This is a genomic window from Cytobacillus oceanisediminis, from assembly GCF_004366035.1.
Lineage (GTDB): Bacteria > Bacillota > Bacilli > Bacillales > Cytobacillaceae > Cytobacillus > Cytobacillus oceanisediminis_C.
In genome coordinates this window covers 94,127-114,733 of the sequence record NZ_SOEE01000008.1, presented here as the reverse complement: position 1 = coordinate 114,733, position 20,607 = coordinate 94,127, and the positions used below count along the sequence as shown (strand labels likewise).

General features: G+C 42.2%; 21 protein-coding genes. 11 read left to right on the top strand and 10 right to left on the bottom strand.

From position 1 onward, the window contains the following. Positions 1 to 18: 18 nt before the first annotated feature. Positions 19 to 753 (top strand): amino acid ABC transporter ATP-binding protein, encoded by a 735-nt coding sequence (locus tag DFO72_RS20055; protein WP_113883672.1) that lies wholly within the window; start codon positions 19 to 21, stop codon positions 751 to 753. A 245-nt stretch (positions 754 to 998) separates the two neighbouring features. Further along, on the top strand, positions 999 to 1,634 hold the full coding sequence (locus DFO72_RS20050; protein ID WP_113883671.1) for a histidine kinase: 636 nt from the start codon (positions 999 to 1,001) through the stop codon (positions 1,632 to 1,634). Between the two features lie 31 nt (positions 1,635 to 1,665). Here the strand turns inward: DFO72_RS20050 and DFO72_RS20045 are convergent, their stop codons facing one another. The 3 genes from DFO72_RS20045 to spoIIP all read right to left on the bottom strand — a co-directional run bounded on the left by DFO72_RS20045 (position 1,666) and on the right by spoIIP (position 3,779). Further along, a complete protein-coding gene (locus DFO72_RS20045) occupies positions 1,666 to 2,412 on the bottom strand; it encodes a (S)-benzoin forming benzil reductase (protein WP_113883670.1) in 747 nt (248 codons plus the stop codon). Between the two features lie 67 nt (positions 2,413 to 2,479). After that, entirely contained in the window at positions 2,480 to 2,662 is a 183-nt protein-coding gene (locus tag DFO72_RS20040; RefSeq protein WP_113883669.1) for a hypothetical protein, read from the bottom strand. Next, entirely contained in the window at positions 2,649 to 3,779 is a 1,131-nt protein-coding gene (gene spoIIP / locus DFO72_RS20035) for a stage II sporulation protein P (RefSeq protein WP_113883668.1), read from the bottom strand. The genes DFO72_RS20040 and spoIIP overlap by 14 nt, the downstream gene beginning before the upstream one ends. A gap of 296 nt (positions 3,780 to 4,075) precedes the next feature. Here spoIIP and DFO72_RS20030 point away from each other — a divergent pair, with 296 nt between their 5' ends. The 3 genes from DFO72_RS20030 to rodA all read left to right on the top strand — a co-directional run bounded on the left by DFO72_RS20030 (position 4,076) and on the right by rodA (position 7,320). Further along, positions 4,076 to 4,840 (top strand): FixH family protein, encoded by a 765-nt coding sequence (locus tag DFO72_RS20030; RefSeq protein ID WP_243856219.1) that lies wholly within the window; start codon positions 4,076 to 4,078, stop codon positions 4,838 to 4,840. Positions 4,841 to 5,112: 272 nt separating this feature from the next. Further along, positions 5,113 to 5,895 carry a DUF4931 domain-containing protein gene (locus tag DFO72_RS20020; protein ID WP_113883667.1) on the top strand — a complete coding sequence of 261 codons (783 nt, stop codon included), beginning with the start codon at positions 5,113 to 5,115 and terminating at the stop codon, positions 5,893 to 5,895. Between the two features lie 252 nt (positions 5,896 to 6,147). Continuing rightward, positions 6,148 to 7,320 (top strand): rod shape-determining protein RodA, encoded by a 1,173-nt coding sequence (gene rodA, locus DFO72_RS20015; protein WP_113883666.1) that lies wholly within the window; start codon positions 6,148 to 6,150, stop codon positions 7,318 to 7,320. 182 nt (positions 7,321 to 7,502) lie between these two features. On the opposite strand, the gene DFO72_RS20010 is transcribed toward rodA, so the two are convergent. The 4 genes from DFO72_RS20010 to DFO72_RS19995 all read right to left on the bottom strand — a co-directional run bounded on the left by DFO72_RS20010 (position 7,503) and on the right by DFO72_RS19995 (position 12,425). Next, entirely contained in the window at positions 7,503 to 8,561 is a 1,059-nt protein-coding gene (locus tag DFO72_RS20010; protein WP_113883665.1) for a Ger(x)C family spore germination protein, read from the bottom strand. Beyond that, on the bottom strand, positions 8,558 to 9,658 hold the full coding sequence (locus DFO72_RS20005) for a GerAB/ArcD/ProY family transporter (RefSeq protein ID WP_113883664.1): 1,101 nt from the start codon (positions 9,656 to 9,658) through the stop codon (positions 8,558 to 8,560). The genes DFO72_RS20010 and DFO72_RS20005 overlap by 4 nt, the downstream gene beginning before the upstream one ends. Before the next feature lie 37 nt (positions 9,659 to 9,695). Beyond that, positions 9,696 to 11,189 (bottom strand): spore germination protein, encoded by a 1,494-nt coding sequence (locus DFO72_RS20000; protein ID WP_113883663.1) that lies wholly within the window; start codon positions 11,187 to 11,189, stop codon positions 9,696 to 9,698. Positions 11,190 to 11,456: 267 nt separating this feature from the next. Then, positions 11,457 to 12,425: an ABC transporter substrate-binding protein gene (locus DFO72_RS19995; protein WP_113883662.1), complete on the bottom strand. Its 969-nt coding sequence runs from the start codon at positions 12,423 to 12,425 to the stop codon at positions 11,457 to 11,459. A gap of 226 nt (positions 12,426 to 12,651) precedes the next feature. Here DFO72_RS19995 and DFO72_RS19990 point away from each other — a divergent pair, with 226 nt between their 5' ends. The 5 genes from DFO72_RS19990 to DFO72_RS19970 all read left to right on the top strand — a co-directional run bounded on the left by DFO72_RS19990 (position 12,652) and on the right by DFO72_RS19970 (position 16,618). Next, positions 12,652 to 13,653: a FecCD family ABC transporter permease gene (locus DFO72_RS19990; protein WP_113883661.1), complete on the top strand. Its 1,002-nt coding sequence runs from the start codon at positions 12,652 to 12,654 to the stop codon at positions 13,651 to 13,653. Further along, complete coding sequence (locus DFO72_RS19985) at positions 13,653 to 14,708, top strand: FecCD family ABC transporter permease (RefSeq protein WP_113883660.1); 1,056 nt, start codon at positions 13,653 to 13,655, stop codon at positions 14,706 to 14,708. Before DFO72_RS19990 ends, DFO72_RS19985 begins: the two co-directional genes overlap by 1 nt. An 83-nt stretch (positions 14,709 to 14,791) precedes the next feature. Then, positions 14,792 to 15,616 (top strand): ABC transporter ATP-binding protein, encoded by an 825-nt coding sequence (locus DFO72_RS19980; RefSeq protein ID WP_113883659.1) that lies wholly within the window; start codon positions 14,792 to 14,794, stop codon positions 15,614 to 15,616. Then, entirely contained in the window at positions 15,613 to 16,380 is a 768-nt protein-coding gene (locus tag DFO72_RS19975) for an IucA/IucC family C-terminal-domain containing protein (protein ID WP_243856218.1), read from the top strand. The genes DFO72_RS19980 and DFO72_RS19975 overlap by 4 nt, the downstream gene beginning before the upstream one ends. Further along, entirely contained in the window at positions 16,373 to 16,618 is a 246-nt protein-coding gene (locus tag DFO72_RS19970) for a YusU family protein (RefSeq protein ID WP_113883657.1), read from the top strand. Before DFO72_RS19975 ends, DFO72_RS19970 begins: the two co-directional genes overlap by 8 nt. 374 nt (positions 16,619 to 16,992) lie before the next feature. On the opposite strand, the gene DFO72_RS19965 is transcribed toward DFO72_RS19970, so the two are convergent. From DFO72_RS19965 to DFO72_RS19955, 3 genes are all read right to left on the bottom strand, one after another. Beyond that, positions 16,993 to 17,340, bottom strand: a complete 348-nt coding sequence (locus DFO72_RS19965) for a spore coat protein (protein WP_113883656.1) — start codon at positions 17,338 to 17,340, stop codon at positions 16,993 to 16,995. Between the two features lie 15 nt (positions 17,341 to 17,355). Continuing rightward, on the bottom strand, positions 17,356 to 17,628 hold the full coding sequence (locus tag DFO72_RS19960; RefSeq protein WP_009331749.1) for a hypothetical protein: 273 nt from the start codon (positions 17,626 to 17,628) through the stop codon (positions 17,356 to 17,358). A 158-nt stretch (positions 17,629 to 17,786) separates the two neighbouring features. After that, complete coding sequence (locus tag DFO72_RS19955) at positions 17,787 to 17,918, bottom strand: YuzL family protein (RefSeq protein WP_019383262.1); 132 nt, start codon at positions 17,916 to 17,918, stop codon at positions 17,787 to 17,789. Positions 17,919 to 18,185: 267 nt separating this feature from the next. On the opposite strand from DFO72_RS19955, the gene DFO72_RS19950 reads away from it, so the two are divergent. Beyond that, a complete protein-coding gene (locus DFO72_RS19950; RefSeq protein ID WP_113883854.1) occupies positions 18,186 to 20,567 on the top strand; it encodes a 3-hydroxyacyl-CoA dehydrogenase/enoyl-CoA hydratase family protein in 2,382 nt (793 codons plus the stop codon). Positions 20,568 to 20,607: the final 40 nt, after the last annotated feature.

The window sequence follows — 20,607 nt, the reverse complement described above, 5'->3', positions numbered from 1 at the left end:
AAAGAGGCAGTGCTATAGATGATTAATATTAAGGATTTGCATAAGCAATTTGATCAGCTGAAAGTACTGAAGGGAATTAATTTGGAAGTGAAGAAAGGGCAAGTGGTTGTAGTGATTGGGCCATCGGGCTCCGGTAAAACAACCTTGCTGAGGTGCATAAATGTACTGGAGCAGCCTACTTCAGGACTGCTTGCCATTGGCGATAAAGTCCTCGACTTTTCTCAGCAGGTCTCGAAAAGGCAAATTCCTCCCTTCAGGCGCCTTACGGGAATGGTTTTTCAGAACTATAATTTATTTCCGCATATGACTGCACTGGAAAATGTCATGGAAGGGCCGGTTACAGTGAAAGGTGAATCTAAGGAAACAGCAAAGGAAAAGGGGGAACTGCTTTTAAGAAAAGTTGGTTTAGCGGATAAAGCCGGCTTTTATCCTTATCAGCTTTCAGGCGGCCAGCAGCAGCGGGTAGGGATTGCTCGGGCTCTTGCCATGGAGCCAAAGGTTATGCTTTTCGATGAGCCTACTTCGGCACTTGACCCTGAACTTGTCGGAGAAGTACTGAAGGTGATGAAAGACCTGGCCGCTGAGGGAATGACAATGGTGATCGTTACCCATGAGATGAGATTTGCCAGGGAAGCAGCGGATGAAGTCATTTTCATGGACGGCGGTATTATAGTGGAACGCGGCAAGCCTGAACAGATATTTTCCAGTCCCAAAGAAATGCGCACTAGCCAATTCCTGAATTTAATTCAATAAAAAGACCTCTGCATAAAGGCAGAGGTCAATTTTTATCAAAAAAAATGCTTCCTTGACAGGAAGCGGAAAAAAAGGGGGATTTACACTTGTAGGAGTAGTATGCCCGGGCAGAGAAATTTTTATTCATATTTTCTAAAAATTATTAATTGTTCTAAACACATTCTCATGGAGCCCTTTTGCCGCGGGGGTTATTCCATGGTATTCGTGCTATACTGAATATAGAATCCGGTGGGAGTGGTGTAAAAATGAAGGAAAGTATTTTAATATGTGTAAGCAATCCCAATCATGCGGAGATACTGGTTCAAAGAGGCAAAAAACTGAAGGAAGCATTTCAGGGGGATGGCTATATTCTCTCTGTGGAAAACCGGAAGCAGGAAGAGCTTGACTTTAATGAGCTTCAGACAAAATACTTGTTCGAAAGTTTAGCAGAGAAATACGGGCTAATGATGCTCTCCAAGTATGCTGAAGGCAAAAAAATCGCCAGGGTGATAGCTGAAGTGGTAAAGGAGAATAATATTACCCAGATCATCCTTGGGCAGGCTGTTCAAACCAAGCTGGAGCGGATGGTAAAGCATTCGCTGATCAATGATTTATTCCAGCTGCTTGAAGGGGTGGATATACATGTCGTAGAAGTTTCAAGAAAGGTTCATGATCCCTCTGACGACTGGGATAAAGGGCTGCCGGCCCAGATCGTCAAAAAAGGCTCCGATTATCATCTGATCATTGGAGAAGATCAAGAAAATGGAATAAAGGGCATCTTCTTTAAAGAATTATCCTCCGACTTTTCGAACGGTTTTTTTGTTATACAAAAAGATAATAATCATGAAGTGCTCCGTATTCACCATGGTGTTGTAGATAGTAATATATTGGGAGATAAATAAGCCGGCTCATTTAGCCGGCTTTTGTTACTCTTTAGATTAAGTCATTTACATAATAAACTTTTCCGCTCTCAATTTCCTTCTGCAGCAGCAAATCGATTAGTGCATTTGCCACAGTTTCCGTATCCCGCAGCATTCCTTTCTCCTTGTATGCCTGGAATTTCTCAAGATCATGAAATGCTTCCTTCGCTGAAGAACGTATGGTTCCCTGCATAGCGGTATCCATAACACCGGGACTAAAGGCAATAACCTTATGGCTGCTGCCTGCTGTCCGCAGTTCCAATGCAGCTGTTTCCGTGAACATATTTATTCCGGCTTTTGTGCTGCAATAAGCACTCCACCCCTGTATGGGCCTTTCAGCAGCACCTGAAGTAATGTTGACAATGGTCATTTCACTTGAAACCTCACGCAGGAGGATGTTGGAAATCATAATAGGAGCAATCAGATTAACGTGAGCATTTTGAATTAATGCGGCATGATCAAGATTCCCGGCTGTTCCGATGGGGTCTATAATCCCTGCGTTGTTAAATACATATAGGGTTTCCGGCTGTTTTTCCTTCAATAGTGCTGTCAGTTCGCTGAAAGCAGATTCAAGCTCATCCGGTGAGGACAGATTGCAGAAATATTGGGCAAAGAATACTTGATTCTCTGCAGCAAGTTTTGCCAACTCGGGGTTTTCAGTCCTTGATACAGATATGATGCCAGTGCCTTCTGTAATCATCCTCTTGGCAATGGAAGCTCCTAAACCTTTGGATGCACCTGTTATAATAGCTAATTTCACTTTGATCACTCCTATTTCCTGTTTCATTATCTTCTATTAAAACAGAAAATGATCATTTTTTCCTTTATCAGCCATTGTGGTCCTGCCTGAATGCCATCATTTCATCTTCAATTAAATTGATGATTGAGAGGATAATTCCTGAAAACAGGCAGGCGACCGTAATGGTGCTAATGCCAAACAGAAGGTAAAGAATAAAGGTGCTGAAAAAAGTAAACAGGAGACAATAATGGCAAGCTTTAATCTTCCGCATTGACTGGCTCTGCCTTCCAGTAATAATCACTAAATACATCAGCAAATGCTTTTATGGAATTATTCAGTTCCTCCAGATTGTTTTCCACACCTCCGAATTCCAGCAAAAGTGCCCGCTCGGAAAGATCCTGGTTGTAAATGCCGTTGCCTTCACTTTTTCCTTTAACAAATACTCCCCTGCTGATTCCCTTATATTTTGCTTCCAGTGCTTTATGGAGCTCGGTAGCCACTTTTAAGTTCTGTTCATAGTTTTTGTGCTCTTTGCCGACAACAAAAAACAGTCGCGCGTATGGTTCCTGGCCAATTACTGCGGTTGTTTTCCCTCGGGGCAGCGAATCCCTATGGATATCAATTAAGAATTTAACATCCTTATTCTCTGTCATGGCGGATTGTACAGTCTCTCTTGACATGGCATAGGAATTCTCCCAGTTCCAGCCCTTCTTTTTCAGTTCTGCGGCAATATTGGTTTTATCATGCTCAGCACCTATGCCTTTTCTCGCCAGCTCTTCACTAAGCTTTTTCCCGACAGCAATGACATTCACCTGCTCATTTGGACTAACGGCCTCATCTGTATCCTTTACATCTTTTAGAAGCGGAGCGAATGATTCCCAGCTGTGGGAATGGTAAATAAGAACCCCTTTTTTGTCCGGAATATTTGGAGGAGCCTTACTTTCTTCATTTTGACCGTCATTCATAGCAAGTTCTTTTTCTTTTAAAAGGACTTCAAGAGGAGGGGCAGATTCCATTGGCAGATTGGTAAAGTCTGTACCCTCTCCGGCAACGGCAATACCGGTGTCAAAGATTGAAAAACCAGGCAGCTCCCGGCCTAGGAACGTTCTGATATCTTTCGGCTGTGTGTTGGTTGCCAGCTTAAATAGGGTTCCGGATAGGGAGTAGCTTTCAGGAACCTCCTTGTGAAAATAATGGTTTTCGGCTTTCAAAAAGTGAATGAAGAGCTGGTCGGCCTTAATGTCTTTAAGCAGCACATTCATATGTGATGAAGAGAAGACAGCCGGATAAAGCGTAACAATCCCAGCGATCGCCACCACTGCACAAATACTGAAAAGCCAGCTATTTATATAAAAGAAAATAGAATGGATTCTTAATTTAGAATTCATATAAATCCCTCCACTCTCTAAATATATGACGGATAAGCTGATTTAGAAGAAGGGAGATACCCTTAATTGAAAAGAGAGCTTCAGAAGAGATCTCGAAAGAATGGGACAAAAAGCGGTCCTGACTGATTTTGCGTCCGTCTAGTATAAAACACATAATAGAAAGCAATCCTTTGTACTAAATCTCAAAAGTTCTGAATGGGTCTTTTATTTTTTGAAAAAATTTCATTGTTTTATCACAAATGGCTTTTATATTGATAATATCAAAAGACAATATAGATAAAGAGAGGGACACTAAATTGAAAAAGATTTTATTCAGCATAATGGCGAGCTTGCTTGTTCTTGGCGGTTGCAGCCAATCAGAAGAAGAAAAGCCCGCAAAAAACGACGAAGTGCCGCAAATCATTGAAGCCGTCATCCAGGTGCCTGAAACCATTGATCCTGGTGAGGAGGCAACCCTTGCCGTCACTGTAAGACAAGGCGGTGAGGCCGTAACCGATGCGGATGAGGTAAAATTTGAAATATGGCAGGAAGGACAAAAAGAAAACGGTGAAATGGCAGAGGCAAAGCACGACTCAGAGGGGAAATATACTGCTGATCATATATTTGCAGAAGAAGGCCTCTACTATGTTCAGTCCCATGTAACGGCTAGAAGCCAGCATACAATGCCAATGGTTTCCATACAGGTTGGCGAGGCAAAACCAGAGGACTCAGGAACGGGGCATGAACAAGAAAATGAGGGACATGAAGATGGCCATTCTCACAGTCATGGCGGAGAGGTATCCATTGAGCTGCAGGCGTCTGAACAAATTCATGCAAACGAACAAACAGCTTTATCTGCCATGGTTGATAATGAAGGGGAACCGCTGGCGGAGGCTAAAGTAAAGCTTGAGATTGCACTTAATGGCGCAACGCCTCAATGGGTGAATATGTCTGAAACAGAACCGGGCACATACACTGCCGACCATCAGTTTACCGAACCGGGCACATACACCATCACGACCCATGTTGAAAAAGGCGACGATATTCACGAGCATGAAGAAACTGAATTAACGGTGCAATAAACATTAATCAGCGGGGTTCTTTCATGCCCTGCTGATTTTTTGTTGAGGCAGGGATTATTTGATTATACAGATGGACTTAAGCTGGAGTTTGGAATAATGCTGGGCAAGTTCGGACAGGAAAGCAAGGAAAAGGCCAGAGTCAGTCCGAACCCGAACCCGGGGCTTCTCCGGCAAGTGCCCAAGAAACTGCCAAAAAAACTGCCTCAGGTACCCCGCTGCCATTTTCATGATAATATAAAAGGAGAGATTACAGAAAAGCAGGTGTCAAAGAGATGTCAGATACACATTTGCATTTTAATACGGGAATTGGGGTCCAGAAGCCTAATAGCATTCGGAATAAGGATATAAGCTGCCCTTTTTGTGCAAGGGAGGAGCTGACGGATATCATCGACGTTGAGGATTCAATCATTCTGCTGAAAAATAAGTTTCCTGTTCTTGAAAGTTCCTATCAGACCGTGCTGATTGAAACGGATCAATGTGACGGAGAGCTGTCCATTTATTCAGAGGAGCATTTGGTCAGGCTGATTTCATTTGGGTTGAGACATTGGCTTCAGATGGAAAAGAGCGGAGAATATGAATCTGTTTTATTCTTTAAAAACCACGGTCCATTATCCGGAGGGAGTATTGCCCATCCCCATATGCAAATTGTCGGATTGAGGAATATTGATTACAAGGAAAAAATTCAAGCAGAGGACTTTGAAGGTCTCCTTATTCATGAGGAAAGCAATACGGTGTTCACTTTATCGACTTCTCCGAGAATCGGTTTCTATGAATTCAACGTTAAGCTTGCCGATCAGGATGATATTCCGCACTTTGCAAAATGCATCCAGACAGCTGCTCATTATATTCTGAATGCCTTTCCTTTTCCAAGCAATAGTTATAATTTGTTTTTCTACAAGCTGGACAGGAATATTTACGCAAAAATTGTTCCTCGCTATATTACCACGCCAATTTTTATTGGCTACAGCATCCCTCAGGTTCCTAATAATCTTGAGTGGATGAGAGATGATATAAAAGTGAGATATTTCAGCGGGGAATTTAAAGTCAGGCCTTAATGCCTGGTATACCCGATTGATGGGTACCTTCGACGGATACTGGATATGGACGTAAATAACTATTCTCAGTAATCGTAAAAATTTGAAATAATAACCATTCGCTTTTAGAAGTTGTGATTTATCTCTATAAAAAATATAATGAAATATTGTAGCGAGGAATAATGTGAGGTACATATTTTATTACTTGCGCTGTGCTCCGTTATGCCTTAAAAGATCAAGGCAAATGGTTTTGTTTTTTAAAGGAGAATGATCATGACCTCAAATCGATATACACCTCCTAAGCTGGATTGGGGCTTAGTATTAATATTGATGCTTTTATTCCTGGTAAGCGCCATTTCCATTTACAGCGCACAGACAACAGGACAATATACAGAAAACTTCCTTTTGAAGCAGGTTGTCTGGTATGCTGTTGGCACAGGAATCATTGCTGCGGTAATCACACTGGATTCCGATCAGCTGAAGAAGATATCCTGGTATGTGTATGGCCTGGGCATTGCACTGCTTGGATTCCTGATTGTGGCGCCATCAAGCATTGCCCCTGTCATTAATGGGGCGAAGGCATGGTACAAGGTTCCGGGTATGGGTTCACTGCAGCCTGCGGAGCTTGTTAAAGTGTTTATTATTCTGGTATTGGCGAAAACAATTGACGAGCATCATCAAAAAAATGCACACAAAACCATGCAGACTGATTTATGGCTGCTTATTAAACTGGCTGGTTTAACAATGGTGCCCCTGCTGCTGGTTATGCAGCAGCCCGATTTAGGGACAAGCCTTGTATTTCTTGCAATCATGCTTGGCATGATATTCATTTCAGGAATCAGCTGGAAGCTTCTGGCGCCAATATTTGGAACAGGCGCGGCTCTTGCAGGCACTATTTTGTATTTTGTTTTATGGCATCCGGATATTCTTGAGAAGTATTTAGGGGTTAAGGAATATCAGTTTGCGCGTATTTATTCCTGGATTGATCCTTATAACTATCAAAGTTCAACAGGATTTCAGCTGACACGCTCTCTCCTTGCCATTGGGTCAGGGGAAACAAGCGGGAAAGGATATGGAACGAGGGAAGTCTATCTTCCTGAAAGCCATACCGACTTTATTTTCAGTATCGTAGGGGAAGAATTTGGTTTTGTAGGCGCAAGTATTGTCGTCAGCCTTTTCTTTCTGCTGATTTACCATATTACCAAGATTGGCATGGAAACCAAAAACAATTTTTATACCTATATTTGTGTAGGTGTCATCAGCATGGTTACATTCCATGTCTTTCAAAATATCGGGATGACCATCGGCCTTTTGCCAATCACAGGCATACCGCTTCCTTTCATCAGCTATGGAGGAAGCTCACTGATGGGGAATATGCTGGCCATGGGGCTGATTTTCTCGATCCGCTATCATTATAAAAAATATATGTTCTCGACCAGTGATTAAGAAAAGCGGAGGGCCTTGCCCTCGAGGAACGCAGATTAAGAAAGCCGCGTCCTCCCAAAAACTATCGCTTTCGGTAGTGTGTTGATAAAGCTGTCGAAGCGTTCCTTGTGGAGCTAGACAGTTTTTGAAGTTCAAATGGCACTTTGTGATTAAATTTAAAGGAGCGGGCTCAAAGCCCGCTCTTACTCAATAACGCCCGTTTCTTCAATTGTTACATTGCATTTAACATCAAAACCCAGAGTTTTATAATCATCTTTCCATTTTTTAAAATCAAAATTCCGGTGCTGGGCTTTTTTCAATTGGCCAAATCCAACAGGGTCAATCCCGAGTTCCTGAAATTGTCTTAATAACCTTAAACTTTCCTTTTCAACCTTTTTCTCCAGGTTCTTTTGAACGGTATCAACAACCTCTGATGCTAACTTATCTCCGGTATACTCACGTATAATGCCTTCAATGTTAATGCTTATGGAAGCGTGATTATCAGTTATCTTAATTTTATGCTTGGACCTTAAACTCTTTACAGCAGCTAAATCGCCTTTTTTTAATTTCACATCGAAGTTTCCTTCACTATATTTATCTACCAGCAATTTAAAAAAGAACATGTCTTTTACGGGAAGAATGCCTACTTCCTTATCTCTGCTGAAAAGGCTTATTCCGACTACTTCTACTCTATCTTCAGCGGTTTTCTTAAGGCGAGGAAGAAAAGGATCCTTACCATCCTGATAATAATCATTGGCTAAAATGTGCAAGTTGGTTTGGGGAATATCCCGATGCTCAATGTTATGTCGAATAAGATTGTAAATGTAGGTTGAATTTCCCCGTGTTCCATACTCACCGTTTAACATGTCTAATGCCTTTCCTTCCGAAGTTGCAACAAATACACGTGCTCCAATACTTGCGTCTCTTTGAAAAGAATCTACAAGATCATAAATTCCTTTCTTGGCAAGTTCGGGTCCAAAAACAGCCAATTTTAACCCGCCTGTTACAACAGGCTCAGATGATTGTTTAGTCACTTCCAGAAGAAGGTCCTGGCGCAGCTTTCCACTTCCTGAAAATGTCCGGTTTATCACAGTTTTATCAGGCTGGAATTCTTGAAATAATACAGTTCCCCTATACTTATCTTTTGAATCCTCTGCTAAATCGTAGCCAACTCCTACTTCAATGTTAATATCATCGAGTATTTCTTTGTCTACACAGCCGGAAAGCAGCAATACAAGACAGAATAGTATAAGCTTTTTCATTTCTTTTTCCCCTTTTTCAGCTTCTTGACAAACATGACTGCAGCGAAAAGCAAAGGAATGTAAATAAAGGTAAAAGTAAATCCCATTTTTCCAACATAGTCATTAAGTGTATTAATTCTTTCTCTTGAATCCAGAAAATGAATAACAGATAGGACACCGCCTACAACAAAAAAGACTCCCACTTTCTGGCGTATATTGAAGACCCTTTTGATGAGGCGGGAAGCGATCCAAATGGAAATGCACACATTAGGAAGAATGATCAAGTTCCAGTTGGCGATCCCGATATATTCAAATCGTTCAACAAAGGGCATTTCAACTATTTTCCACATCGTCAGGCTGGCCCAAATTTGTTTAGATAGCTGGTCTTCGGCAAAATAGGCAAAAGTTATGATGGCTAGAATAGTGTAAATTAGAGTAGTTGTTAGGACGGCCAAATGAGCCCATTTCTGCGACTTTTTTGGTTCTTTGATAAATGGGTAGAAAAAAAGGATGATTTCAAACCCAATAAAAGTAAGGGACATATGATAAGAAGCTGTAAGCAGCTCTTTAATGGAATGATCCCAGATGGGCAGCAGGTTGTAAAAGTTAGAGAATTTAATCGCCCAGCCGAATGTGAGGAGGAGATAAGCCGGCAGAACAAGCCCGAAAAAGGCAGTACCCACTACAGTTCTAAATCCTCCAAAAATAATATAAACACAAAGAATCATAAAACCGAAGGAGAACCAGAATGTACTTAATTCAGGAAACATCCAAACCTGTATGACTTCAACAAATGTCCTTACCACTGTTAAGGAATACAGGATAAAATAGCCAATAAAGATGGAGCATAGTGCCTTGCCGAAAAAGTTCCCCAGGATGTATTTGTGTGCAGTTACAATATCCCCGCCAACGGTCTCGCCTATTTTATAAATCATCCAAACAATTACATGAATGCATCCGCCGGCAAATAATATGGATATCCAGGCATCGTATCCTGCATCCATTGCAATAATCCTCTGATATCCTAATACACCGATTCCTATTTGCATCGACATGACCAAGTAAAACACTAAAAAGGGAGATATCTGCAATCTCTCTGGGACTGGCTGTTCCTTCATCTGGTTCACCTCCTTTTTTAAGTTGGTAGATTTGGGATTATTCGTCGATATCTTTTTTCTCTTTGGCCTTTTTCTTACTAAAGCGGGTCGGGTTTTTTGTCCGTAAAAAAATTGGCCTTTTGGATTGTTTTTCAAATGGAAGCCTGATGAGGGCATCTTTCATATCCATAACCCTAGGCGGATAGAGCGGTTCAAGGAATGGCCTTCCAAGTGAAGTCAGCCGTATTAAATGAGTTAACAGTAGACAAAAGCAAAACACAATACCGAGCAGGCCCCATAATTCTGCAAAGAACAGGAAGGGAAAGCGAAGCAAACGGATAGTATTGCCCATCCTGTATACAGGTGTTGTAAAGGAGGCGAGAGCAGCGAGAGCTACAATAATAAGCAGGACGTTACTCGTCAAGCCTGCTTCTACAGATGCAGTACCAATTACGATTCCTCCCACGATACCGATTGTCTGGCCGACCTTGGTCGGAAGACGGGCTCCTGCCTCACGCAGCAATTCAATGGTAAGTTCCAGAAACAATGCCTCCAGTATGGGAGGAAGTGGAATTTCCCGTCTCGATGTAATTAACGTACTCAGCAAATCCTTTGGTATAAGCTCATAATGATATGAAAGGGTTGCTACATAAATAGGTGTAATCAGAATGGAGAACGCAACCGCGAACAAACGGATGAGACGGAAAAATGAAGATAAAATCCAATTTAAAAAATAATCTTCAAAAGAACTGAAAAATTCAACAAGTGTAGTTGGTGTAATTAACACATGGGGTGAGCCGTCAACTACAATGGCGACTTTTCCCTCAGCCAATATTCCTGCCACCCTGTCAGGCCGCTCTGTATCAAGCAGCTGCGGGAAAGGGGAATTGGAGTTATCACTAATCAGCTGTACAATATAGGAACTGTCTGTAATGGCATCAAATTTCACGTTTGTAAGTCGCTGCCTGACAGTATTTACATTATCCTCATTTGTGATATCTTCCATATAAAGCATGGCGACTGATGTTTTTGACAGGCTTCCCAATGTGAATTCTTCAATAATCAGTTCTTTTACCGGCAGCCGTTTCCTTATTAAATTTAAATTTTGTCCCATTGACTCGACAAAGGCTTCTTTAGGACCGATAACGGAAAATTCAACTTCAGGCTGGCTGAGCCCTCTGACGATTTCTTTCTGTGCAGCTATAAAGCCGAAATGTTTAAGTTCTGTTTCAATCGTCAGCATGACATAGCCATTTAAAAGCTTTTGTTCGATTAAAGAAGGGTCATCACAAATCTGCACATCGGCCACAGGGACAAGCTGTTTAATATCCTCTATTTCTCGGAATTCTTCTTCCAGCAGATTAGGGAGAATGCCATCCTGAATAATATTTTCATCTATTAAAGTAGCCATAAAAGTAAGTCCAAAGCGCACATTTGTTTTTTTGTTATAATAAAAGATTTTTTTGAAGTCTTTGGATTTAATTAAGGACTTTTCCCATTCCTTATGCTGGATATCCTCTTTAATCCTTCTGTTTTTCAACCATTGTCTCATAGGTAAATCACCATCATTTTCGGCATTACGCTTATTGTTGCCGGTTTTGGAAAACTTATGAATGGAAGGCAATAAAAAAAGAGGTATGGATGGCAGTAACAATCCGGGCAAAAAAAAAGGAACCTGGTCAAGGTTCCTTTTTCTGTCTAGCTCCAGCGCCTAACCTGCTCGAAGTGTCGGAGGTGGGAAAGGCGCTTCCGCTTTTCTAAATATATTTGAGCTCTCATAAAAGAGGGGGTATTATGGGAGCGCAATCACGAGTTTATTTTACTTAGCAAAATATTTCTCAATATCATCAAGGAGCAGGTTTGCCGCAATAACACCGCCGGCAGTGTTCCAGATTGTGTCACTAACCTTGTGGACATTCCCTTCCTGAGCCACCTTCAGGTTTTTGAATAAAGGATCGTCAATCCATTCTTTCTCAAGTTGGCTTGCTTCACCGTCGCCAGTTTCATATGTGAAGTAGAAAAGAATGTCTCCATCCATGGCAGGGATGCGTTCTTTTGTAGCATTTTTCTCTGCAAAATCATCTACATTCTGGCTTTCAGGGCGTGCAAAACCGATTTGGTCAAGAATTACACCAGAGAATGTATCTTTATGGTAGATTCGGACCTCTCCAGCCATAAAGCGGACAATGGAAACTTCCTGACTCAATTTATCGCCAAGGCTTGTTTTAATTTCTTCGATGCGGCTGTCATAATCAGCAAGGACCTTTTTGCCTTCTTCTTCTTTATTGAGTGCTTTTGCGTAAAGCTCGAAATTTTCCTTCCAGTCTCCGCGCAATGTTTCAGCGAAAACAGTAGGGGCAATGTCATTTAATTGATCATAGATTTTTTCCTGGCGCATCTTGTTGCCGATAATTAGGTCCGGCTGCAGCGCTGCGATTGCTTCGACATTGACTTCGCTTTCTGTTCCCACAACCTGAACATCCTTCATATCGCCTGCAATATGCTCATACCAAGGGTCGCCAGTCCAGGACTGAACAGCTCCTACTGGAGTAACACCCATTGAAAGTAATGCTTCAGTACCTTCGTTTGTCAGAATTACTACTTTTTCAGGTGTTTTATCAAGTGTAGTTGTGCCCATTGCATGCTCAACTGTATAACCGGCATCTTCTGTATTGTTGCCTTCTTTTTCCTTATCAGCTGTCTTATCTTGTTCGTTGTTATTCCCGCAGGCAGCCAGGAACAAGATTGTGAAAACAGAAAGGATGGCAACTAAAGACTTGAATTTCATTATGTACTCCTCCAATTTGCGTTGTTAATGATAATCATTTTCATTTGACATTTTTATAGTAATGTGAACAAAGAAAAATGTCAATAGGTAATTGAAAATCATTTTCATTTAATTTTTATCAAATGATCAATGAAAATGATTTTCAAACTCATTGACAGCTAATCCTCTGTACAATAGACTGAAAATAAAACTAACTATATTAAATAGACGCAAGAAGGGTCTCATTATGCTATTAAAAACAAACTTTATGAGGTGGGCTGGGCTATTTGCAGCTATGCTCCTATTATTAGTATTAATGTCTTTCAGTATTGTATACGGATATACCGACACAACCTGGAAGATGGCAATTGATGCATTTACACAATTTGATGGATCAAATGAACATATTATCATTCAATCTGTCCGGCTGCCGAGGGCATTAATTGCAGCGGCAGTAGGGGCAAGCCTTGCCATTTCAGGTGTCCTGCTGCAGACACTGACAAAGAATCCGCTTGCTGCTCCCGAGATATTCGGTATAAATGCAGGGGCCGGATTTGCAGTAGTCATTACAGTAACGCTATTTTCCATCAGTAATCTGCAGCTGTTTACATGGGTTTCATTTCTTGGAGCTGCTGTTTCATTTATTTTTGTCTATATAATAGGCTCTATCGGCAGGGAAGGTCTTACTCCCATGAAATTGACCCTGGCCGGTGCAGCGATGAGTGCCATGTTTGCTTCCATGACACAAGGTTTCCTCGTTATAAATGAGACGGCCCTCGAACAGGTGTTATTTTGGCTTGCTGGATCGGTATCGGGCAGGAAGCTGGAGACTCTGACAGCTGTATTGCCATATTTATTAGCAGGCTGGATTTTTTCCCTGATCATTGCGGGAAAACTGAACGTCCTATCGATGGGCGAGGATGTAGCGAAGGGCCTGGGCTTGAAAACAGGGCTTCTTAAACTGGGCGGCGGAATTGTTATTGTGCTTCTCTCAGGAGGAGCGGTAGCTGTTGCGGGTCCTATTGGCTTTCTCGGGATTGTGATTCCTCATTTAACCCGGGCTGTTGTAGGCATTGATCATCGCTGGGTAATTCCTTATGCTGGTCTATTTGGCGGGATGCTCCTTCTGATAGCGGACATCGCATCAAGGTATATCATCATGCCGCAGGAAGTTCCCGTTGGCGTCATGACAGCTGTAATTGGAACTCCTTTCTTTGTGTATATTGCCAGAAGGGGGTTCAATCAATAATGAAAAAATACTATAACTTTCGTCTTCTAGGCGATAGAGTCTCTTTTTTAGTAAACCGAAAAGCACTTATCACTTTTTTATTATTGGCAGCAGCAGCTGCCGGAGTTTTTATCATCAGCACTGGAACGGGTGAAATGAAAATAAGCCCTCTAAAGGTAGTGCAGGTATTCTTAGGCGGGGGATCAGATATGGATAGGCTGGTCATTCAGTCATTCAGACTCCCAAGAATTATCGTAGCCTTAATGGTGGGAATGGCCCTTGCTGCAGCAGGGGGCATCCTGCAGGGAATTATCAGAAATCCGCTTGCATCTCCTGACATAATCGGGATTACAGGAGGGGCATCAGTAGCAGTTGTAGCTTTTCTTGCCTTTTTTAGTGATAAAAACAATGCATTAACTGTAAGTATTAATTGGATGCCTCTTGCAGCTTTTGCAGGTGCTGCAATTTTGGCTTTCCTTGTTTATTTTCTAGCCTATAAGAATGGAGTATCGCCAGTACGCCTTGTTTTAATTGGGATTGGACTTGCCAGCCTAATGAAGGCATTGACAACTTTGATGATGGTATTTGGGCCGATTTACCAGGCTAGCCAGGCGAATATTTGGATAACCGGGACTGTTTACGGTTCAAACTGGGATAATGTCGCAATTTTGGTCCCGTGGACGCTTGTGTTTCTGGTACTTGCATTTGTTTTAGCACGAAATGTCAATATACAGGAACTTGGCGATGATATTGCCTTGGGAGTAGGGAGCACTGTGCAGAAATACCGGTTTCTGCTGCTGATGGTCAGCACGGCATTAATTGGCGGAGCTGTTGCTTTTGGCGGCGGGATAGGCTTTGTGGGATTAATGGCTCCTCATATGGCCCGAAGGCTGGTAGGCTCTGCTTTCGGCGCTTTGCTTCCGGCTTCCGCACTGATTGGAGGAATCCTGGTTATGGCTGCAGACCTGATAGGCAGGACTTTGTTCTCGCCGCTTGAAATCCCAGCGGGGGTGTTCACAGCGAGCATTGGTGCACCTTACTTTATTTACCTGCTTTTCAAGACAAGAAATGCATAAGCTGGAAATGCTTGAAACTCGTATCGAACTAGTAAGTGGATAGCCTAAAGATATAGATATTAAGGAAAAGGAGAGGGCAGAAAATGACAGCAGGGCAAGCGATCGCAACAAAAGACTTAACCTTGTCTTACGGAGACACCATTATTATTAATGAGCTGGACTTAGAAATTCCTAAGGGAGAAATCACGGTATTTATCGGTGGAAATGGCTGCGGAAAATCGACACTGCTTAGGTCCATTGCCCGGCTGCTAAAACCGAAATCAGGTGCCGTTTTATTAGAAGGTGAGGCTATAGCCAGACTTTCAACGAAAGATGTTGCCAGAAAAATGGCGATTCTGCCCCAATCCCCTTCTGCTCCAGAAGGACTAACAGTGCTTCAGCTTGTCAAACAGGGGCGGTACCCTTATCAAACATGGCTGAAGCAATGGTCTACTGAAGATGAATTAAAGGTCAGAAATGCATTAAAAGCTACAGGCATGGAAGAATTGAGAGACCGGACAGTCGATTCATTATCCGGCGGACAGCGCCAGCGCGCATGGATTGCCATGACTTTGGCTCAGGATACTGATACGATTCTGCTTGATGAGCCAACTACCTATTTAGATATGACCCATCAAATTGAAATACTGGATTTATTATTTGAATTAAATGAAAAGGAAAAGCGTACCATCGTTATGGTGCTGCATGATCTGAATTTGGCCTGCCGCTATGCTCATAATATTGTTGCCATAAAAGAGCAGAAGGTTTTTGCTCAGGGGAAGCCCGAACATGTCATCAATTGCGGATTAGTCAAAAACGTATTTGGCATGGAATGCGAAGTGACGATAGACCCATTATTCGGTACACCGCTATGCATTCCTTATGGAAAAGGGAGATGTATTTTAAAAGGGCAAGGATTCCAGGGATGATTAAATTAACAGGAGAACAGGCAGAAGCTCTCGGGCAATTCAGACTTGCCCAGGATTCAGGGGAAGGATCTCCTTTAACAATTGAAGTGAAAAATCTCCTGGATACCAGTCTGACTGGTCCATACCTGGATAAAGTGAAAATTCATATAGGAGCGAATGATCATAAAACGGCAGCTTCTATCTTAATGAAAAGATATGCCTTTCTGCCTGTAATTTACTTGTATAGCATGACGTCCTGGAATTTAAAAATGGATATCCGGCATGAAAATATAACATTTGCCAGTCAGGAAAAAGATGGACTATGGCTTCCCGGTTTCCATTTTATTCACCTTCAAGGCCAAGGCGTTGAGACGGAAAGGGAGAAATGGAGAGAGGACGCTGTGCGATCTCTTTTTAATGGCCATATCTTTCCGTTGTTAAGTAGAATAGCAAAAGAAGCAAATGTTTCTAAACTAATTCTTTGGGAGAATATAGCGATCTATATCTTCTGGCTTTACGAAAAGATTTTACCTTTTGAAACACATGCGGAGAGGGCGGCTGAAGATTTTAAGTTTATCAAGGAAGAGGCTTCAGGCAATTTGTTCGGCTGTGAAAGTTCTAATCCCATAAGGAAATATGACAGCAAGAAAATACTGATTGAAAGAACTGGCAAAACTGTACGGCCAAGAAAAACATGCTGCTATTCCTATTTGACCAGCAGCGGTAAACGATGCGGCACATGTCCTCAGGCCTGCAATATAAATAGGAGGAATCGCGATGAATGAGAAGTTAAGGGAACAGCTGGATGGCCTGCTTGAAAAATATACCGAACTACTTGTCGGCGAGACCGCCCCTGAGTTAAAGGAAAAGGTTGAAGCCTGGGCGCTGTACTCTTTTATTGCTAAATCCATGCCTCCTTTAGCTAAGCACTGGAATGATACATATCCTGATGCTAAAGAAGAAATGAAGGCTCTGATCGCTGAAATTAAAACTATGAATGAAGAGATGAGAAGCAAAAAATAGATAATGGTTTTAGGATCTAAAAAGCCGCTGCAGATAAAAAAGCAGCGGTTTTTGTTTTATTGAAGTGTGCAGATTCGATCATTCCCACGAGGTCTCAAGCTTGACTAGCTCCGGCTTCTTGGGACTCGGGTCATAAGCCATTTTCCTTTCAGAAGGAAGATGGCCTTTTTACAGGACCCTCTTATGCCTGCCGTCCCTGCGTACGCTTCCCGAAAAGGCAAAGAACGCCTTTCCGTGAGGCTCGACTTGTGCTTGAGGCCCGCAGGACAAGGAATGTCGTCAGCATAAACGTCGCACGGCCGAAAGTGGCAGCTTTTGGAGGACGTGGCGTTCTTAGTCTGCGTTCCTTCGCGGGCAAGGCGCTACCGCTTTTCTTATTGCATCTGACCATTGCCATATGGCAATTGATTTGTATAGCCCTGGAACTGCTGATAAGATTGCTGAAGCTTCTGCTGATCAGCCGGTTCAACCTTATACCAGCCTTTTTTAAACATTAGGTTATAAAATTCTCTCTGCTGGTTTTGTGTATCGTTAAAAGCCGCAAGAATATCCTGATAAAGGCTCTGATGGCTTGCCTCATTCAGGGCGACAGAATAGGCATCTGTCATATATTTTTCTGTAGATAAAATATCATTTGTAAAATCCCGCTCATTCATTTGCGGAGTTTTATTTATCTGTGTCTCAGGATTTTGAATCGTATTTGGATTCTGGTTCTGGTTCATTTTCAAGGCTCCTTCCTATTGCATTCCCATAAAGTTCTGCTGATTTTGCTGGTTTAAATGAGCAAGCAGCTGTTCGTAGTGACGCTGGTGCATTTGGCCGCATTGCTCGAAGTGTGTTTTTAGCTCCTGGTCCTGGCACTGCTGAGCGTAAAAATGCGCTTTTTTACAGGCGAGAAGGTTCCAGGTAAGCATATCTGTTAAGTAAAGGGCATCCTTAGTGGAAATTACAGCAGGAGGCTGCTGCATAATGCCCTGCTGGTTCTGCATATTCATATTTTGCTGTTGCATTAATTGTCCCTCCAATTCTTTTAGCGCTATAATAGCTGTAATTCTTTTCGAGGATATCTTTCCTCTGAAAAACAATTGCTATTCTGCAGAAGATGAATTATTTATCTAGATAATGGAAACTATAAAAGGCTGACGGCTGCCACCCTTTAAACAGCGGGTTATCGCTTATATTGATTATTTTGGCTATTCCTTTTTTTAGGCCCTTGCCTTTCAACGGTAGGACCCGCATCTCCCTGGACACTTGCAGCGCTGACTCCTGCTTTGGAAGGATCTTTTTTCATTTTTCCCATTTCATTCACCTCCGTAACGAACAAAAAATGTTTCCTTTTTAGAGTGTCCAAAACACTTATTTACATTGCGCATAAAAAATATAAATTACAGCAGGGGTGCGGAAAATTTCAAAACATTTTTAAATTTCCGCTTAAAATCATTGCGTAAATTTTGCAAATATTTTATAGTTATAACTAACAGAACTCATTCAGAAGAGATGCATATTTTTTTTGAGAATAAAATGAATGAGTATTCATTCAAAAAAGTTAAAGGGGGAAATAAAGTTGATCCAACAAATAAAGAAGGCGGCAGTTTTAGGCTCAGGAGTCATGGGTTCAGGGATCGCAGCCCATCTGGCCAATATCGGAATCCCGACATTATTATTGGATATCGCGCCTCGCGAATTAACGGATGCTGAAAAGGCAAAGGGGCTTACTCTTGAAGATAAAGCAGTCCGCAATCGAATCAGTGAAGGAAACCGCCAAAAATTATTAAAGCAAAAACCGGCTCCATTAACCGCCAAAAAGAATATTGCGTTAGTTGAGGCAGGGAACTTTGAAGATGACATGGAGCGTCTAAAGGATGTCGATTGGATTATTGAAGTGGTTGTGGAGAACCTCGCCATAAAGAAACAGGTTTTTGAAAAGGTGGACCAATCCCGCAAGCCTGGAAGCATCGTCAGCTCCAATACGTCTGGAATATCTGTAGAAGCAATGTCAGAAGGGCGCTCGGAAGATTTCCAAAAACACTTTCTTGGAACACATTTCTTTAATCCCCCTCGCTACTTAAAGCTTCTTGAGGTCATACCTACTAAAAACACTTCTTCTGAAGTGCTGTCATTTATGAAGCAATTTGGAGAAGATGTACTTGGAAAAGGAGTAGTTGAAGCTAAAGATACACCAAACTTTATCGCCAACCGAATCGGCACTTATGGCCTGCTGGTTACAGTGCAGGAGATGCTAAAGGGCGGGTACAGTATCGGTGAAGTAGATTCTATAACTGGTCCGCTGATTGGCCGGCCGAAAAGTGCTACATTCAGAACACTTGATGTAGTAGGGCTTGATACATTTATACACGTGGCAAACAATGTTTATGACCAGGTGGAGGGGAAAGAAAAGCAAGTATTTGAAGTTCCGGGCTTTATGAAAGTGATGCAGGAAAAAGGCTGGCTTGGAAGCAAGTCAGGGCAAGGATTTTTCTTGAAGAAGGGCAAAGAGATTCTTGAGCTGAATCCTGAATCTCTGGAATACGATCCGCGCAAAAAGCTTAAGACAGCTTCGACGGAATTGAGCAAGCAGGAAAAAGGCACTCCTGCAAAATTGAAAGCGCTTGTATATTCTAACGATCGTGCAGGCCAATTATTGTGGAACATCCTGAGTCCGGCTCTTCTTTACTCGGCTCAATTACTTGGCGAAATAGCTGATGATGTAACAGCAATAGACAAAGCGATGAAATGGGGCTTTGGCTGGGAAATGGGGCCATTCGAAACCTGGGATGCCATTGGTGTAGGGAAATCTGTTCAGAAGATGGAAGATGCAGGTGAGGAAGTTCCGGCATGGGTAAAGGATATGCAGGAAAAAGGCTTTAGTTCCTTCTATAAAGAAGAGGAAGGCAAGCAATATTTCTATCATAATGGCGAGTACAGATTAATCGAGGAAAACCCTAAAGCAATCAATTTGAAACACCTTAAGAAACAAAAAGGTGTTATTAAAAAGAATACCGGTGCAAGCCTGATTGATTTAGGCGATGATGTTGCACTGCTTGAATTCCATTCACAAAGCAATGCCATTGGACTGGATATAATCCAAATGATCAACTTTGCAGTGGATGAAGTGGAGAAGAACTACAAAGGGCTTGTTATCGGGAATCAGGGCAAAAATTTCTGTGTAGGCGCCAACCTCGGAATGATCCTCATGGAAGCGCAGGATGACAATATATATGAACTGGATATGGTAGTCCGTCAGTTCCAGAATGCCATGATGAAAATTAAGTACAGTGCGAAACCGGTTGTTGCTGCTCCATTTGGCATGACGCTTGGCGGCGGGGCTGAGGTTTGTCTGCCGGCAGCACATATTCAGGCAGCGAGCGAAACATATATGGGACTTGTTGAAGTGGGGGTAGGCCTGATCCCAGGAGGAAGCGGAAACAAGGAGCTCTATATTAAGCATCTTGAAAACATGCCAAATGGTGTGGAATTTGACCTTCAAAAGGTTGCCAATAAAGTGTTTGAATCGATTGCAATGGCAAAGGTTTCAACATCAGGCGAGGAAGCCAGGGATAATAACTTCCTGAACCTGGCAGATGGCATCAGTATGAATGGGGACCATCTCCTTTATGATGCAAAGCAGGCAGTTCTTGCTCTGCACAAAAAAGGCTATAAGCCTCCTGTCAGGAAAAAGGTGCCGGTTGTCGGCGAAACAGGATATGCAACACTTCTGCTTGGAGCGCAGGCAATGCTCTACTCAGGGTATATCTCAGAGCATGATCTAAAAATCGCTAAAAAACTTGCTTATGTAATCGCAGGCGGAAAAGTGCCATACGGTACAGAAGTGGATGAACAATATTTGCTTGACTTGGAGCGAGAAGCATTCTTAAGCCTTGTAGCTGAACCGAAATCACAGCAGCGGATGCAGCACATGCTTTTAAAAGGGAAGCCGTTGCGCAATTAAAGTAATAGATTGAGACATTAAGAGAAAGAGAGGGAAAATA

Excerpts from the sequence above, each read along its gene's own strand:
- DFO72_RS20020 (WP_113883667.1), top strand. The coding sequence starts at position 5,113 with ATGTCAGATACACATTTGCATTTTAATACGGGAATTGGGGTCCAGAAG.
- DFO72_RS20000 (WP_113883663.1), bottom strand. The coding sequence starts at position 11,189 with ATGAGACAATGGTTGAAAAACAGAAGGATTAAAGAGGATATCCAGCAT.
- DFO72_RS20050 (WP_113883671.1), top strand. The coding sequence starts at position 999 with ATGAAGGAAAGTATTTTAATATGTGTAAGCAATCCCAATCATGCGGAG.
- DFO72_RS19970 (WP_113883657.1), top strand. The coding sequence starts at position 16,373 with ATGAATGAGAAGTTAAGGGAACAGCTGGATGGCCTGCTTGAAAAATAT.
- DFO72_RS20055 (WP_113883672.1), top strand. The coding sequence starts at position 19 with ATGATTAATATTAAGGATTTGCATAAGCAATTTGATCAGCTGAAAGTA.
- spoIIP (WP_113883668.1), bottom strand. The coding sequence starts at position 3,779 with ATGAATTCTAAATTAAGAATCCATTCTATTTTCTTTTATATAAATAGC.
- DFO72_RS19995 (WP_113883662.1), bottom strand. The coding sequence starts at position 12,425 with ATGAAATTCAAGTCTTTAGTTGCCATCCTTTCTGTTTTCACAATCTTG.
- DFO72_RS20005 (WP_113883664.1), bottom strand. The coding sequence starts at position 9,658 with ATGAAGGAACAGCCAGTCCCAGAGAGATTGCAGATATCTCCCTTTTTA.
- DFO72_RS19960 (WP_009331749.1), bottom strand. The coding sequence starts at position 17,628 with ATGCAACAGCAAAATATGAATATGCAGAACCAGCAGGGCATTATGCAG.
- DFO72_RS19990 (WP_113883661.1), top strand. The coding sequence starts at position 12,652 with ATGCTATTAAAAACAAACTTTATGAGGTGGGCTGGGCTATTTGCAGCT.
- DFO72_RS19955 (WP_019383262.1), bottom strand. The coding sequence starts at position 17,918 with ATGGGAAAAATGAAAAAAGATCCTTCCAAAGCAGGAGTCAGCGCTGCA.
- DFO72_RS19985 (WP_113883660.1), top strand. The coding sequence starts at position 13,653 with ATGAAAAAATACTATAACTTTCGTCTTCTAGGCGATAGAGTCTCTTTT.
- DFO72_RS19980 (WP_113883659.1), top strand. The coding sequence starts at position 14,792 with ATGACAGCAGGGCAAGCGATCGCAACAAAAGACTTAACCTTGTCTTAC.
- DFO72_RS19965 (WP_113883656.1), bottom strand. The coding sequence starts at position 17,340 with ATGAACCAGAACCAGAATCCAAATACGATTCAAAATCCTGAGACACAG.
- rodA (WP_113883666.1), top strand. The coding sequence starts at position 6,148 with ATGACCTCAAATCGATATACACCTCCTAAGCTGGATTGGGGCTTAGTA.
- DFO72_RS19975 (WP_243856218.1), top strand. The coding sequence starts at position 15,613 with ATGATTAAATTAACAGGAGAACAGGCAGAAGCTCTCGGGCAATTCAGA.
- DFO72_RS20040 (WP_113883669.1), bottom strand. The coding sequence starts at position 2,662 with ATGCGGAAGATTAAAGCTTGCCATTATTGTCTCCTGTTTACTTTTTTC.
- DFO72_RS20010 (WP_113883665.1), bottom strand. The coding sequence starts at position 8,561 with ATGAAAAAGCTTATACTATTCTGTCTTGTATTGCTGCTTTCCGGCTGT.